This is a genomic window from Chitinophaga sp. YIM B06452 (assembly GCF_039655965.1).
In the GTDB taxonomy this organism is placed as follows: Bacteria; Bacteroidota; Bacteroidia; order Chitinophagales; family Chitinophagaceae; genus Chitinophaga.
Genome location: NZ_JAWLKY010000004.1, coordinates 54,182 through 69,383, shown reverse-complemented (window position 1 = coordinate 69,383; position 15,202 = coordinate 54,182). Strand labels below are relative to the sequence as shown.

Here is a 15,202-nt window from a genome sequence, read left to right as displayed (position 1 = left end):
AACAATAAAATGCCAGGAACAGCAATTGTTATCGGGGCCACGGGATTGATCGGGCAGCAGCTGGTGGAGCTGTTGCTGAACAGCGGTTATGATGCCGTGAAGACCATTTCCCGCAGGCCGCTGCCGCTGGAGCACCCCAAACTGGAACAAACCGTCGCTTCCCTGGAAGAGGGCCCGGAGCTGGAAAAGGCGTTGAAAGGCGACGCGCTGTTCTGCTGCATCGGCACCACCATCAAAAAAGCGGGCAGCCAGGCTGCTTTCACCGCGGTGGATCATGATATTCCTGTTCGTTGCGGCCGCATTGCCCGCCGAAACGGCGTTTCACAATACCATCTCGTATCCGCCATCGGTGCAAAAGCCGGGTCGCGAAATTTTTATCTTCGCACCAAAGGCAACGTGGAAGCGGCGCTCACGGCCATGGATTTCCCTTCATTATACATTTACCGGCCTTCATTCCTGGTGGGCGAGCGGAAGGAAGTGCGCTTCGGCGAACAGCTTGCCGCCTGGCTGATGCCTGTATTCAACCTGGTGCTGCAGGGTAATGCGAAAAAGTACCGGCCCGTGAAAGGCGCTACTGTAGCGGAAACGATGCTGAGAAAATCAGGAGAGGGAGAAAAAGGGGTGCATATCATTTATTTCAACCTGTAATATTACTGCACACAATCCACATCCGGCACAATGATCACTGAGCGGAACTGTTTTTCGATCAGCAGCTGGGAGAAATATTCTTTCATCAGGTTTTTCACCTGTGCAATTCTTTTGGAGTCGCGCGGCAGTTTGATGAGCATTTCCTGTAAATAGAAGTCGCGCACTTTCCCCACCAGCGGCGCCGCGGGGCCTACCAGCTGCGCACCCAGCTGTGGTCTGAGCCAGTTGGCCAGTATCATCGCGGCCTGCTCTACCGTTTGTTGCTTTTTGTGTTTGAGCGTCACCTTCACCAGCCTGAAAAAAGGCGGGTAGCCAAACTGCTCACGCTCCGCAATCTCGTTTTCATACATGGCTTTGTAATTGTGCTCCGTCACGAAATGCAGGATAGGATGACGGGTATTGCTGGCCTGGATCACCACTTTCCCCTGCCCTTCTTTCCGCCCGGAGCGGCCGCTCACCTGCTCCATCAGCTGGAACGCCCGCTCGTTCACCCTGAAATCCGGGTAGCTCAGCAGGCTGTCTGCACTGAGGATGCCGACGAGGTTCACGTTCTCAAAATCCAGCCCTTTCACTACCATCTGCGTGCCTACGAGAATGTCTATCTCCCGCTGTTCCAGCAGCTGGATCATTTTGTTGTGGCTGTCCTTGTTGCGGATCGCGTCCATGTCCATCCGCGCGATGCGCGCGGCGGGGAACATTTCCTGGAGGTCTTCCTCTATCTTTTCCGTGCCGAAATTCTTCGGCAGCAACGTCTGGCTGCCGCAGGCGGCGCAGGTGTAGATGTAAGGATAACGGGTGCCGCAGTAGTGGCAGCTCAGTTTATCCTGGTGCTTATGATAGGTGAGCGAAACGTCGCATTGTTTGCAGTTCGGTATCCAGCCGCAGGTGGTGCAGAGCAGGAAAGGCGCATAGCCGCGGCGGTTCTGGAAGAGGATCACCTGCTTTTGCGCTTCCAGTGAGCGGTGTATCTCCCTGCGCAGCACGGAAGTGAAATTGTGCACCACTTCTTTCAGCGCCAGTTCTTTTTTGAGGTCAACGATCTCTATTTCCGGCATGGCGATGCCGCCGAAACGTTCGTTCAGCTCTACCAGTCCGTATTTGCCCTGCCTGGCGTTGTAATAACTTTCCAGCGCGGGCGTGGCAGAGCCCATCAGCACTTTGGCGCCGAAAAGGCTCGCGTAATAAATCGCCGCATCGCGGGCATGGTAGCGGGGCGCGGGCTCCTGCTGCTTGAAAGAGGCGTCGTGCTCTTCGTCGAGGATAATGAGGCCGAGGTCGCGGAAAGGCAGTAGCAGGCTGCTGCGCGCACCCAGCACGATGCGTATCTCGCCGTTCTTCACCTTGTTCCATATCTCCACTCTTTCGTTGTTAGAGAAACGCGAATGGTAAATGCCGATCTGCCCGCCGAAATGTTTTTGCAGTCGGCGGATGATCTGCGCGGTGAGCGCGATTTCAGGAAGCAGGTACAGCACCTGTTTGCCGCTTTGCAGGGCTTCTTCCATCAGCTTCACATATATCTGCGTTTTACCGCTGGAAGTAACGCCATGCAGCAGGGTCACCTGTTTCGCAGCAATACTGGCCTTCACTTCCTGCAACGCCTTTTCCTGCGCGGGACTAAGATCGAAATTGAGATTGCTTTCTACTTTGCCCATGGGAATGCGGTCTACCACGCGCTTATCGATCACCAGTATCTGCTTGTCCACCAAGCCTTTCAGCTGCGCGGCGGAGGCGCCGGATTTCTTCAGCAGCTCGGCCTGCAGCACCTGTCCCTGCGTTTTGAGCAGGTGCAGGTAAGCCAGCAGCAGCTCCATTTGTTTAGGCGCGCGCGCCAGCTCGTCAAACAGCGGGGCCAGGGCTTCGTCTCCTTCGTAAGCGGGGTTCAGCAGGATATAATTCTCTTTTTTCTCTTTATACACTTCCTTCAGCTCTTCATACACCAGGCACACCTTCTTTTCGATCAGTTGTTTGATCACGCTGTACACGTCGGAGCGGTCCAGGATGAGCTGTACTTCGCCGATGCGCAGTTCTTTCCGCAGCAGCAGCGCTTCGGCTATGAGGTATTCGTGATCGTCGAGGACGGAGAAATCGTCGCCGAAGGCGTCGTTATACAGCAGGATCGTTTCGCTGGAAAGCTTAAGGTGAGCGGGAAGGGCGGCATTGAGCACATCGCCTTCGTTGCACATGTAATACTGCGCGATCCATTCCCAGAAGGCCAGCTGGGTGGGGTATACCACCGGCTCTTTATCCAGCAGGTCCATGATGGGCTTGGTTTTGTAAGCCGAAGGCGCCTGTTCGTGAACGGATTTTACGATGCCCGCATACTTCTTCTGTTTACCCAGCTGTACGGCCACACGGCTGCCCGGTTGTATAGTGGCTTCCATTTCCGGCGGTACGGCGTAAGTATAATTCCTGGGAAGAGCAAGGGGTAATATTACATCTGCATACTTCATATTGCCTGTAAGGCAGGATAGTTATGATATTTTCTTAATTCTTCCTCCATCATGTGGCGCACCTGTTTTTTGAGCTGGGGCACGTCTTCCATGGTGAGGCCCTTCACCGGCACTACGGGCAGAAATACCACGCGGCAGGGGCCCGGGTTGAGGGACATGAATTTTATCTTGGCAAGGCGGGCGCGGTTATCCACGTAGATCACCGGCCTGATATCGGTCTGTGTTTCAATGGCGATCCTGAATGCGCCGCTGTGGAAGGGCAGCAGGGGCTGTTCTGTTTCGTTGGTGGTGCCTTCGGGGAAAATAAGCAGCGAAACGCCCTGGCGGATCATATACAGCATGTCGCGCATGCTCTGGGCGCGGCCTTTGGCGGTACCACGGTCTACCGGCACCACGGAACGGCTGTAGATAAGCCCGAACAGCGGGATGCGGCTCAGCTCGCTTTTACCCAGCGGCCTGAAGGGCAGCGGCATTACTTTCACGGCCAGCGCGGCGTCCAGGTAAGAAGAGTGATTGGCGAGGTAAATGAGCGGCCTGTCTTCGTAGGGGGTCAGCCATTTTTTGGTCACCCTGATGCCCGTTGCGGGAAACCAGACATGCGCCCAGAAACGGAGGAAATAAAAAACGATATTCCCTCCCTTCACTTTCCCGAAGAAAGAGACCAGCACGATAGGCGGAAGTATCAGGAACATGATACCCAGCCACACGATCAGGGCATAAAGGCTGTACAAAGCCTGGAAACATTTCGAAAGCACGCGCATAAAACCGGCAAGATACTGAATTATGGTCTTGACTGCAAGAAACCGACATACATAACAAACAAATATCATACCTACCGCGGAAATCGGGTGAATATCGTACCTTTGCCATCCTTATGACAGCGGCAAAATCAGTAGCATTTCATACACTCGGCTGCAAGCTGAACTTTTCCGAGACCTCCACCATCAGCAGGATGCTCGAAAAGGACGGGTTCGTCAAAAAAGATTTTGACGACACGGCGGACGTGTACGTGATCAATACCTGCTCCGTGACGGATAATGCGGACAAAGAATGCCGGCAGCTCGTGCGCCGCATCCAGCGCCGTGCGCCCGGGAGCCTGGTGGTGATCACCGGCTGCTATGCCCAGCTGAAACCGCAGGAAATAGCCGGCATCCCGGGGGTAGACCTCGTGCTGGGCGCCGCCGAAAAGTTCAATATAGCCGATCACATCCGCGAGCTGGCCAAGGGTGACAGCGCGAAGATCTGCTCCTGCGACATCGAAGATGTGAATACTTTCCATAGCTCATATTCCGTGAACGACCGCACCCGCACCTTCCTGAAAGTGCAGGACGGCTGCGACTACAACTGCTCCTTCTGCACCATTCCCATGGCCCGCGGCATTTCCCGCAGCGACAGCGTGGCCAATGTGGTGGCCAGCGCCCATGAGCTGGCGGCCGGCGGCGTGAAGGAGATCGTGCTCACCGGCGTGAACCTGGGTGATTTCGGGAAAGGTTTTGAAGGCGGCAAAAAACGCGAAGAGACCTTTTTTGAACTGATCCAACAGCTGGATGAGGTGGAAGGCATTGAACGGTACCGCATTTCAAGCATAGAGCCCAACCTGCTCAGCAACGAGATCATCGAATTCGTGGCCGGCAGCAAAAGGTTCATGCCGCATTTTCATATCCCGCTCCAGAGCGGCAGCAACGAAGTGCTGGCCCTCATGCGCCGCCGCTACCGCCGCGAGCTGTATGCGGAAAAAGTAGGGTTGATCAAACAGTTCATGCCGCATTGCAGCATCGGGGTGGATGTGATCGTGGGCTTCCCTGCCGAAAGCGATGCCCATTTCCGGGAAACGTACGACTTCCTGCACGACCTGGATGTTTCCTACCTGCACGTGTTCACCTATTCGGAGCGGGACAATACCCATGCCCTTGGCATCCAGCCGGTGGTGCCCATCCAGGTGAGGCATGAAAGGAACAAGGCCCTGCGCAACCTCAGCCATAAAAAGCTGCAATATTTCACCGAGCAGCATCTGGGGCAAACGCGGAAAGTATTGTTCGAGAAGCACAGCAGGGACGGGATGATGGAAGGCTATACCGATAATTACATCAAAGTGACCACACCCTTCCGGGAAGAATGGGGGAACAGCATTGTGGAATGGAACCTGCGATAGCAGGGACTTCCGAGGCAACGGGCAACCGGACCTTCAAAGTTTTCTGAAAAAATATTTGGCAGAATAAAAATAGTTTTTACCTTTGCAATCCCATCGAACGAAAAGCGTTCAAACACAATGGGAGCTTAGCTCAGCTGGTTCAGAGCATCTGCCTTACAAGCAGAGGGTCGACGGTTCGAATCCGCCAGCTCCCACGAATAACAAAGGCCGTTTCAGCAGGTATGCCGGAACGGCCTTTTTGTTTTTTATCAAGTCTCCTACATGTGGAAATATTTTCTAATAATACATGTATCTTCCCGTTGAAATCATATCCCTATGGCCGCTTACTTTACTGGATCACAAACCCGTGTGCTTAGATCTGCCTGGATCTGTATTATTCCCCTGGCGCTGCAAACCCTCATTGTGCGGTATGGCAAGATAGAAAACAGCCTTATCTTCAATGGCACCTATATCCTGGCCTCCATATTCCTGGTCTGCTGGGAGTTCCTGTACGCCCGTGACTGGAAGAAGGCGGGTATCCTGGCGGGAACATCGGCAGGGGTGTTCGGGCTCACTGTGCTGGCGTATTACCTGTTTAAAATACCGGCAACAGGGCCTGCCCGGCCTTTTCTGGCCATTCACATTTTCACGCTGATCAATTTCCTCATCACATTCTGCATGCGCTGTTACCTGGCAGGCAACCGGCGGTTCATTGTTACCGGCGTGATCGTTGCGCTCATCAAACATTACGGGCTTTCCGGCGCGCTGTTCGGGCTGCTTGCTTCAAACCAGGCTTTCGTCAATTTCATTTTCGGTATTGAACATGCTGTTGCGGCTTACGGACTGGTGTTCTATGTCGTTTATCCTTTCGCTTATTACATGGCGCTTTACCTGGCGGAGAATTACTTCAACCTTGAGGGTTTTGTTCCCGTTTTCCATTCCAAGATGCAGGTGACAGGCGGCAGGGAATATGCGATGCTGAATATCGTACTGATGACCCTGATCGTCAATTGTGCCACCAACGCGCCCCGGTGCCTCCGGCTGATACGTGATTATTTTTCCAGCTTACCTGAAACAACTTACTATCCCCCGCTCGGTAGTTCTGTTCTCTTCCCGAATATCATGGAGATCGCCGTGCAAATATTGCTGATCCTTATATGCGGTTACTTCCTGCGCAATGTGATCGTGGCCCGCATGACCACCACCGGCTCGCGCAACGGCATACTCTACCTGCTGCATTACGTTCCCCTGCTGAATATCATCCCGCTCGTCGTTTACAGTTCCAGGAAAGAAGAACATTCCAGCGCGGCGGACAATGCCCTGTACTACACCCTGCGCGGGGCCTCCAGGCTGCGCACCTGGATCGTGCTCGCAGGTGTGCTCGCAGCTATGTACTCCGCCAGCATGACATTTGCACAGCTTTCCAATTCCAAAGGTACCGGCACCAATGCCGGAGAACTGGTAATGGTATTGATCATCCTTGCCGGCCTGGCCCGCATTGTCGCTTACCTGCTGATGTTCAACTACCGCAAGGCGGTTTTCGCCATCGTCTTCTTCAATTTTTTCTTTATCCTTTTCTCGTTTTCCAAAGGTTTTGAACTGACGGGCCTTGAGCTGGCGCTCACTTACCTGTCTATGTATTTCCTGCTGGAGATCTTCCACCCTGCCCTATCCCCTTCCGATGCAGAAGCCATGGACCAGGGTTTCAGCGCCGATACGGAAGCGCCATAACCGGGAAAGGCAGTACCCGCATACGGGTACTGCCAGGCGCAACAACTCCCATGGAAGGGTTTATAATTGCTGGTACTTGAAATTATAATACGGGAAAGCCCCGCCTGTCACGCCATTCTGGTAAATGGAAGTGATCTCGAATTTGAACAGGTTCGCACCGCTTTTCCAGAGCAGCGTTCTGCCCGCTACCGGCGTAACGGTATGGCCCGCGCTCCAGTTATAGGTATACCAGCCCGCACCGTTGGCATAAGCCGAAACAGCCGGGGGCACGCCTGTGCCGGTCACATTGTTCATGCCGATCACGTTGGAACCGGCAGGAGTAGGACCAGGATTGCTGGCAGTAGCCCAATCGCCGGCTACCACAGTCGCAAAACTTTTATTGATGAAGCGGATAGAATCGTTGGAAGTGATGTCTCCCGTTGCAACGCCGGTGAATTTGATCTCGAAATTAGCAGGCGTTCCGGCTTCATTCACCGTAAAACGCCAGTAGAAATTACCATCCGCCGGCTGGCCCGGGCCGGTGGAATAGGCCTGCCTGAAATTAGCCACTGTATATAACGCGCCACTGCGGTTGATAGTACCGGAAGTAACGCCGGGACCGGTAATGCTCACAATGCTGCCGTCGGGTATGGTCACTGCCACTTTCGACAGGTCTGCGGATACTTTTTCTGTGCCTGGTGCAACAACATCATTGTTCTTGGAACAGGATACGAAGATCAGGGCTGAGCCAGCCATGATCAGGGCTAAACGGGAAAGGGTTTTACTAATAGTAGTCATAATCAAAAGGGTTGTTAATGATAAATAATAAACGGGGGTTGTTGCGATATAAAAAGTCTTTATGGTTGCGTAACGGTAAAGGTGGTATTACCGCCTACTTCGATGTAATTTTTCTGCGCTTTATTCCATTGCCAGAAGCCGAAGAAATCGCTGATGCGCAGCTGGATGAAAATGCCGTTGGCTTCCCATCCGCCCAGCTCATACGAACCTGCGGGAAAATTCGCGGGGATTCTATAAGTGACGCTGCTAGCGGTGGAGCTTTCCAGTTGCAGCGTAGCCACTTCTTTTTCGGACCAGTCTGCATTATAGCTGAACACCCTCGCTTCCTGCATCTCGAAGAAACCCGTGCCCTGGAAGGTAATAGTACCGCCCTGTTTCACAGACACCGGCGCGGTCACTTCATTCACTTTCGGTTTCAGGCTGGCGGGGTGGATAATGCCGAATATTTTGTTTTGCGAATTGTAGGTCTGGGCGCCGCTGGTGATGCGTATCCTGTAAGCGCCGGCTTTCAGCTCTGCAACATCCGGCACGGAAATGCGCATGCTGGGCACACCGGAATGATCGTTGAAAAACTCCAGCGGCAATTGCGTAGCGGTATTCTGATCGTCGACGATATAAAACTTCGTTACTTCAGCATTCCTTTCAAAATAGCGCATGTACGTGCCGTTATCCACCACGAGCGAACCACCTTTCACGGCTGCGTAGGTCAGTTCCGTTACCTGGATGGGCGGCTGGTTGACCACCACTTTCAGGAAATATTTTTTTTCCGCCCCGCTCTGTGCTTTCACAGTGAAAGCCGTGCCCGTCCTGAAGTCCACCGCGGTGCCGGAAGCAGGCGTCACGGAAGCGTTTTCGGCAACGGTTACCTGCGGGCTGATCTTTTCCGGTTGAGGTATATGGGAGGGCCAGTAGATCACGATGCTGTCTCCCGCGATGGATGCGCGGATCGTTTCCGTGCCGGCGGCCACGCTGAAGGATTCCACACGGTTGTAAGGAGAAGGCGCGTATTCTGTTTCTTTTTTGCAGGAAGCCGCGGCCCATAAAAGGCACAGGCCCGCAGCCGCCTGGATGGATTTTTTATATAGCTGGTTCATGTTAAAGCTTGTTGATCTTGACAGGGAATTTAGTGGTGGCATTTTTTCCGTAGCTGTAGATCCTTATTTTATACAGCCCTGTTTTCAGTTCCTGCAGCACAGGTTCCTGCGGGTCATTATATTTGGTGATGACGCCGGAAACCTTGTAAATGTTGCCCACATTGGTGATGGACAGGCCGATGGGAGGCAGTTCTTTACCTGTTTCATCTACCAGCACCATTTTCATCAGCTCATTATTTTCCATGAAGCCCGAACCGGCGAGGTTGATGGAGATCATGTCATATGCCAGGCGGGTGTCTATCGTAAATTCTTTCGTCTCTGTCGCTGTGCTCAATTCATTCAGCACCACATCCGGTTGCTGCACCACGATGCGCAATGTGTAAGTGCGTTTCGATCCGTCCTTGGCGGTAACGGTGTATTTAATATCGCGCCCGCTGCGGAACACGTCCAGCAGGTCTTCTATCAGCGTGCCTGAAACGGGTGTTACTGTGGCGCCTTCGGGCACGGTGATCTCAGGCTCCAACACCACCAGCTGGCGGTAGAAGGGAAGGTAAACAGTGATGGAACTGTCGCGGTCGTTTACCGCGCCGCTGATGGGCTCTCCCTGCACGTTCACGATATTGTAGGTGAGAATGCGGTTCTGCCCTTCAGCCGGCGGCGCGATGGTTTCTGTTTTGGTGCAGGCGGCGAAGGTGATAAGGAACAGCGCTGCCGCAAGATGTCGTAAATATAAATGCATAAAGCTGGCGTGGTTATTTGATGTCTAAATTCTTCGTGCCGTCCATCTGGATGGCGTAGCGGAAGGTGATGAAGCCCGGCCTGTTGTCGCGGTTGGGATTGGCAGGACTATCCTTGTAAATATTCTCTATCATCAGTTTCGCGTAGCGACCCTTGTGCGTTTTGATCACCATCACACGCGGCATAGTGTACACTACATGCGATTTTTTCGGATCGCCGGGAAACAGCAGGCCGTAAAAATCATAATGCCCCCAACCATCAAAGCCGCCCTGGAAGTGATCCAGCCCGATGTCTCTCGTGAAGAAAGGAAATTTATCCTCTTCCACCGTCTTTACCGATTCGAACGCGGTAGTAAACAGATCGCGGCTGATGGGCAGCTGCAAAGGCTTGTATTGCAGCGTATCGTAATACTGCGCATCGAACTTGCGGTTTACCACCACGCTGATGAGCGCTTTACCCGGACCGCCATAACCTGGTGAGCCGAAAGCCGCGCCGTTGTTGGGATATACGCTGCTGTTATAAATGCCATAGAACACGATATCCCAGTTGCCCGTTTGCCGCTGCGATTCGGGGATCACTTTATTTTCTTCGAGGCTGTAGTAAAGCGATACTGCGTTGCCGCCTGAAGTGGCGTTGGTATCTGCAGCCAGGTTCACCACGCGGTAAACGCCGGTTTTCACGGTGTTCCCGTTCTCCCCTGGTTTGTCAACCGGCGCGGGAGGCGCATCGTCTTTGGAGCAGGCCGCCGCGGTTGTGAGCAGCAGGCACCATATTAGTTTCCGGTACATGATCTGTTTTTTTATTAATTGGTTCTGAGATTGCGGCTGCCGTCTTCCTGCACAAAGAATTTGAAGGTGAGGTAAGGCGCGGGCCAGAACAGGTCCGTCACTACGGGCGGATTGCCTTTGTAAATGTTAAGCAGCGCCAGCTTGGCGAACTTGCCGGTGGCTGTTTTCAGGATAAACGTGCGGTTCTTCACCGGCACGCAGATGTGGTTATTGAGTGAATAAAAATACCATCCATAGCCGTTACCGTTATCCCAACCCACGCCGGGAACTCCGCTGCTGGTAAATACTTCATCGGCCGGCGCTTCGTTCACCTGGTCGTATGGCTTTTCCACGATGATCATCCTGCCCGCGCCCGGCCCGCCATAGCCCGGCGTTCCGGCGATCGTTCCGTTGTTGATCACTACGTAGGAGTTGTATTCTTTCGTGAAAGCAATATCCCAATCAGTATTTTTCAGGTATTGCAGGGAATCTTCTTTGGTTTTAAGAAGACGGCTGCGGCCGGTGGAGAACTGGTAGGTCAGCGTGTGAAAGGGGCGCCTTTCTTTGCCGTCCACGCCTTCGCCCATAGAAGCGCCGGTGTCGGCTTCCAGGTCTTTGATGGTGGTGCTGCGGTCGTTAACAGGGGTAACGGGATCTTTGTCTTTGCTGCAGGCAGTGAAGAAAATAAGCAGGGCCAATACGCCGGGATGTTTCATCCATTTCATAATCAGGGCTTGGTTTTGATGCTGCAAAGTTGCAGACAGCCGCTGACCACTTCGGGAGAAAGACCAACCCCTGCGGGAATTATGCGATCTTTCCGTTTGGGGTAACTGAAATTCCGGAATTGGCGCATGACCAAGGCATGACAATTGTACTTTTACTTTACAATAAAATTACAATACTATGAACAAGCACTTTGTGGCCATCAACTACATTCAATGCAACGCGGATTTCAGGGAACGTTTTGAGCAACTGTTCGCCACGCGTGCGCATGCCATTGATACCATGCCTGGATTTATTAATATGCATGTTCTCCGCCCTGAAAAGGACGGCGAAGCATACCTGATCGTCAGCTATTGGGAAACAGAACAGGCCTTTAAGGACTGGACGAAATCGGAAGCCTTCGCAACAGGCCACCGGCGCGGATTTGAAGAATTGGCAAAAGCCAAAGCCGAAGGGCGCCCCGCTCCTATGAGCAGCGACTTCAAAATTTACCAGATAATCAGCGAATAATGAAAGAAGCGTTAAAGCCCCGGATCATCAAATGGCTGAAGAGGCTCGGGTTCTGGGGATTCATCTTTTTCCTCGTGAAGGGGCTCGTATGGCTGGCGGTGATTTACTGGCTGGCCAAATGATCCCTCCCTGTATAAAACGGTAAGGCGGCATACGCTTTACTGTTTTATATTTCCCTATGCGCCCAAACCCTTACTGCTTCATCTTCCCCGGCGAAAACCCGAAATGTTTTTTGAAGGCCCGCGTGAAATGCGCGGTATGTTTATAGCCGGACAGATACGCCACTTCGCTCACCTGCTTGCCCTGCGCCAGCAATTCCCTGGCATGCGCCATTTTTATTCCCTGCAGGTAGCCGTATACTGTAGTGCCGAACACCTGCTTGAAATGATTTTTGAGGTAGGCGTCGTTCGTGCCTACCTGGTGCGCCAGGTCTATGAGCGTACAGGGGCTGTTGATGTTCTGCACGATGATATCCCGCGCCAGGTGCATCCTTTCCACATCCTCTTTTTTCAGCGTGCGGCTTTGCACCGCGTTCTTCCTGATCCCTGCTATCTTTTCATACTGCGAAAGCTGTATGGCCAGCAGCTCTATCGTTTTCGCCTTGAGGAACAGCTGCTTGTAACGCCCTTCCAGCGGGCAGTTCAGCATATCGTACAAAATGGTGCTGATGGTGGTTTGCAGGGGCAGGTTTACTTCGCTCATCGCTATCGGCGCATTCTGCGCGATGCTTTGGGTGAAGATGGGAAAAAGCGGGTGATCCTGCGGCATGAAGTTCATGACCAGCTCCGGGCTGATGCCCAGCTCAAAGATCTCCAGGTGCTCGCCCGGCTGCCAGTGCAGGTGGATCTCTTCCTTCGGGAAGAAAAGATAATTATACTGGTGCTTCTCGAAAGAAGCCAGGGGATTGCTTTGTGTGGAATACCTCTTGCTGCCGCTCATCGTATAGCTCATCTGGATGAACGGCTCCATATTGCAGATCACGATCTCTCCTTCCTTGCTGGAACGGAGATTGTAATACCCGAAATTGATCCCGTCCGGGCTCAGCATTTCGAACACGGAGCCGGAGTGCCCGTTCTCAGAGAGCGAGCGCCGCTTCTCACGGAAGTTGCCCGACCCTTTGATGTCGAAACGGCAGGAGCTGACGGTATGTTGGATTTCCGGTTGCAATTACTATTGATATCAACGGCAATATTAATAGTTAACACGAGTATAACCGGCTGCTTTGCACAGAATTTCCGGATATGGTAAATTAAATTCCTTTCATGATCATGGCCACAGAAGCCGCTGTTCCCTGCCGGGTAAATATTTCTCCGCGCCTGGCCTGCATAATGGCGCACCTTTGCGGCAATTATGAGAATTTCCCTTTACGCCTGCCTGCTCCTTTTACCTGCGCTCGCCGCAAAATCCCAATCGGCAGACACTGCCGGCAGGCAACGTACGCTCGGCACCGTAGAAGTAGTGCATTCCGTACTGAAAAAGGAAGACGACCTCATAGACATCAAAAGGTCGCCCGCGCCTACGCTCGTCATTTCCCGCAAACACATCCAGCTGATGGGCAGCCGCCGGCTGGACGAAGTGCTGCGCGAACAAACGGGCATGGTGATGGTGAGCGACCTCGGCGCCGGCAACCGCAGCCTGGGCTTGCAGATGCAGGGCTTCAGTTCAGAATACATCCTCATCCTGCTCGACGGCCAGCCTATGACCGGCCGCCTCTCCGGCAATTTTGACCTCTCCCGCATCGGCGTGGGGGATATTGAGCGCATCGAGATCATCAAAGGCGCTACCAGCAGCCTCTACGGCAGCGATGCGCTGGGCGGCGTGGTGAATATCATCACCCGGCAGCAGGTTTCACAGGCACAGGGGCATGCCGCTTTGCGCTATGGCACTTACAATACAGTGGATGCATCGCTGAACGGGGAAACGCCTTTCCGCAGGCAAAACGGGTTCGCGCATCTCTCCGCTAATTATTACCGCACGGATGGATTTAATGTCAATACGGAATACCTGCAGGATGGTAAAACTTCCCCGCCATATCACAGCATCACCCTCCAGGGCCGCGCGCGCAGGAACTTCTCCGCCGCTACCAGCCTGCAGGCCAGCGCCAGGTATGCTTCCCGTAAAAGCGATATGTATCGCTCCTACGGCGCACAGCCATTCAACGATCTGCTGGATGAGCGCGACCTCAACACGGCGCTCACCTTCAACCACAATGGCGGCAACGGCTGGCGTTTACTGGGCCGGTATTATTACACGAATTACCAGACGGAACAGGAAGTAGTGCTCAAAGAAAACGGCCGCCGCCTGCAGGAAAATAAATTCTCCCAGCAGCACCACCGCCTGGAAATGCAGGCCGGTAAAAATTATGAAGCACTTTCGCTCATCGCCGGGGCAGGCGGTGAATACCAGCAATACCGGCAAAATGTGGACGGCGCCGGCAACAACATGCTCAACTATTTCTCGTATGCACAAGCCCAGCTCCAGCCGGCAAACGCCCTGCAACTCACGGCAGGCCTGCGTTACGACGGTAATACCGATTACGGCGGCAAGCTCAACTTCAGCGCAGGCGCAGGTTACCGCCCCGCGAAATGGCTGAAGCTGAACGCTTCTTTTGGCAATGGTTTTAAAGCGCCCACCTATGCACAGATGTACCAGGTATTCACCAATATCACGCAAGGCTATACGGTCATCGGCGCCAATATCTTCCACGAAAAAGCGCAGGAACTGAGAGCCGCAGGCACCGTAAAGCAGGTATGGGGCAATGCGCAAAACCTCCGCAGCCTGCAGCCTGAAACTTCTGCTTCGTATAACCTTGGCATCACTTTTAATATCAATGCGGATGCGGAAATTACTGTGAACGGTTTCTACCACAACATCCGCAACCTGATCAATACGGAGCAGTTCGGCATCATGAACAACGGGCAGCAATTGTTTTCCTACATCAATATCAGCAAAGTGTTCAACCGCGGCCTGGAAGGCAGTGTGCGGTACAGCCCGCTGAAAGGGCTTTTATTCACCGCAGGTTATCAATTGCTGGATGTGCGCAGCGGCGATGTGCTGGATTCCATCCGCGCCGGCGCGGGCGCCTATGCTGCCGTGCGCACGCCCGAAGGCATCCGTCCCGCACGCACGGGCGATTATTTTGCTTTGCCCAACCGCAGCCGTCATTCCGGCAATGCGCAGATCTATTACGAATACCTGCCCTGGGGTCTCGGCGCTTCCTTCCGAGCCAGCTACCGCAGCAAATATGGTTTCCTGGATGTGGATAACAATGGCTACATAGACCGTTATGATGTATTTGTGGAAGGTTATACACTTTTCTATGCATCCCTGCAAAAATCGCTGCTGAACAAACGGCTCACACTCCGGTTTTCTGCAGACAACCTGGCGAACACCACCAACTACCTGATGCCTTCGCAACCCGGTCGCGTATTGATGGCAGGCATTGAATGGCACTTCCGGAAAAGCGCTCCCGCGCTCCGTTGAAAAAATTTTTCCCCGGTTGATTGGTTTTGAAATATTTGTCTATATATTTGCACCCTCTTACAGCAACAACGGGAGCTTAGCTCAGCTGGTTCAGAGCATCTGCCTTACAAGCAGAGGGTCGACGGTTCGAATCCGCCAGCTCCCACAAAA

14 protein-coding genes and 2 tRNA genes are annotated in these 15,202 nt (G+C 53.3%); 8 read left to right on the top strand and 8 right to left on the bottom strand.

Translation table 11 applies throughout. The features are described from left to right. The first annotated feature begins 9 nt into the window (after positions 1–9). A complete protein-coding gene (locus R3I13_RS20210) occupies positions 10–648 on the top strand; it encodes an NAD(P)H-binding protein (RefSeq protein WP_346319784.1) in 639 nt (212 codons plus the stop codon). A gap of 2 nt (positions 649–650) precedes the next feature. Here the strand turns inward: R3I13_RS20210 and priA are convergent, their stop codons facing one another. Further along, positions 651–3,098, bottom strand: a complete 2,448-nt coding sequence (gene priA / locus R3I13_RS20205; RefSeq protein WP_346319783.1) for a primosomal protein N' — start codon at positions 3,096–3,098, stop codon at positions 651–653. Beyond that, positions 3,095–3,859, bottom strand: a complete 765-nt coding sequence (locus R3I13_RS20200) for a lysophospholipid acyltransferase family protein (RefSeq protein ID WP_346319782.1) — start codon at positions 3,857–3,859, stop codon at positions 3,095–3,097. Before R3I13_RS20200 ends, priA begins: the two co-directional genes overlap by 4 nt. Positions 3,860–3,972: 113 nt before the next feature. Between R3I13_RS20200 and mtaB the strand changes: the two genes are divergently transcribed. The 3 genes from mtaB (at position 3,973) to R3I13_RS20185 (ending at position 6,960) form a co-directional block, all read left to right on the top strand. Then, positions 3,973–5,250: a tRNA (N(6)-L-threonylcarbamoyladenosine(37)-C(2))-methylthiotransferase MtaB gene (gene mtaB / locus R3I13_RS20195; protein WP_346319781.1), complete on the top strand. Its 1,278-nt coding sequence runs from the start codon at positions 3,973–3,975 to the stop codon at positions 5,248–5,250. 119 nt (positions 5,251–5,369) lie between these two features. Beyond that, a tRNA-Val gene (locus R3I13_RS20190) sits at positions 5,370–5,444 on the top strand. A 154-nt stretch (positions 5,445–5,598) separates the two neighbouring features. Further along, entirely contained in the window at positions 5,599–6,960 is a 1,362-nt protein-coding gene (locus tag R3I13_RS20185) for a hypothetical protein (RefSeq protein WP_346319780.1), read from the top strand. A gap of 60 nt (positions 6,961–7,020) precedes the next feature. Here R3I13_RS20185 and R3I13_RS20180 read toward each other — a convergent pair whose 3' ends face one another. Genes R3I13_RS20180 through R3I13_RS20160 form a run of 5 tightly spaced genes read right to left on the bottom strand, consistent with a single transcriptional unit; the run spans position 7,021 to position 11,061 of the window. Continuing rightward, the gene (locus R3I13_RS20180) at positions 7,021–7,737 is read right to left on the bottom strand and encodes a hypothetical protein (RefSeq protein ID WP_346319779.1); all 717 of its coding nucleotides are present in this window, start codon (positions 7,735–7,737) and stop codon (positions 7,021–7,023) included. Between the two features lie 59 nt (positions 7,738–7,796). Further along, the gene (locus R3I13_RS20175) at positions 7,797–8,831 is read right to left on the bottom strand and encodes a hypothetical protein (protein WP_346319778.1); all 1,035 of its coding nucleotides are present in this window, start codon (positions 8,829–8,831) and stop codon (positions 7,797–7,799) included. Position 8,832: 1 nt separating this feature from the next. Then, entirely contained in the window at positions 8,833–9,570 is a 738-nt protein-coding gene (locus tag R3I13_RS20170) for a hypothetical protein (RefSeq protein WP_346319777.1), read from the bottom strand. Positions 9,571–9,583: 13 nt separating this feature from the next. Beyond that, on the bottom strand, positions 9,584–10,357 hold the full coding sequence (locus R3I13_RS20165) for an HmuY family protein (RefSeq protein WP_346319776.1): 774 nt from the start codon (positions 10,355–10,357) through the stop codon (positions 9,584–9,586). 14 nt (positions 10,358–10,371) lie between these two features. Then, positions 10,372–11,061, bottom strand: a complete 690-nt coding sequence (locus tag R3I13_RS20160) for an HmuY family protein (protein WP_346319775.1) — start codon at positions 11,059–11,061, stop codon at positions 10,372–10,374. 178 nt (positions 11,062–11,239) lie between these two features. Here R3I13_RS20160 and R3I13_RS20155 point away from each other — a divergent pair, with 178 nt between their 5' ends. Both R3I13_RS20155 and R3I13_RS20150 read left to right on the top strand, forming a co-directional pair. Further along, positions 11,240–11,569, top strand: a complete 330-nt coding sequence (locus tag R3I13_RS20155; RefSeq protein WP_346319774.1) for an antibiotic biosynthesis monooxygenase — start codon at positions 11,240–11,242, stop codon at positions 11,567–11,569. Beyond that, the gene (locus tag R3I13_RS20150; protein ID WP_346319773.1) at positions 11,569–11,691 is read left to right on the top strand and encodes an alanyl-tRNA synthetase; all 123 of its coding nucleotides are present in this window, start codon (positions 11,569–11,571) and stop codon (positions 11,689–11,691) included. The genes R3I13_RS20155 and R3I13_RS20150 overlap by 1 nt, the downstream gene beginning before the upstream one ends. A gap of 70 nt (positions 11,692–11,761) precedes the next feature. Here the strand turns inward: R3I13_RS20150 and R3I13_RS20145 are convergent, their stop codons facing one another. After that, positions 11,762–12,736 carry an AraC family transcriptional regulator gene (locus R3I13_RS20145; protein WP_346319772.1) on the bottom strand — a complete coding sequence of 325 codons (975 nt, stop codon included), beginning with the start codon at positions 12,734–12,736 and terminating at the stop codon, positions 11,762–11,764. A 183-nt stretch (positions 12,737–12,919) separates the two neighbouring features. On the opposite strand from R3I13_RS20145, the gene R3I13_RS20140 reads away from it, so the two are divergent. After that, positions 12,920–15,052 carry a TonB-dependent receptor gene (locus R3I13_RS20140; RefSeq protein WP_346319771.1) on the top strand — a complete coding sequence of 711 codons (2,133 nt, stop codon included), beginning with the start codon at positions 12,920–12,922 and terminating at the stop codon, positions 15,050–15,052. Positions 15,053–15,122: 70 nt separating this feature from the next. Further along, positions 15,123–15,197 (top strand) — tRNA-Val (locus R3I13_RS20135). Positions 15,198–15,202: the final 5 nt, after the last annotated feature.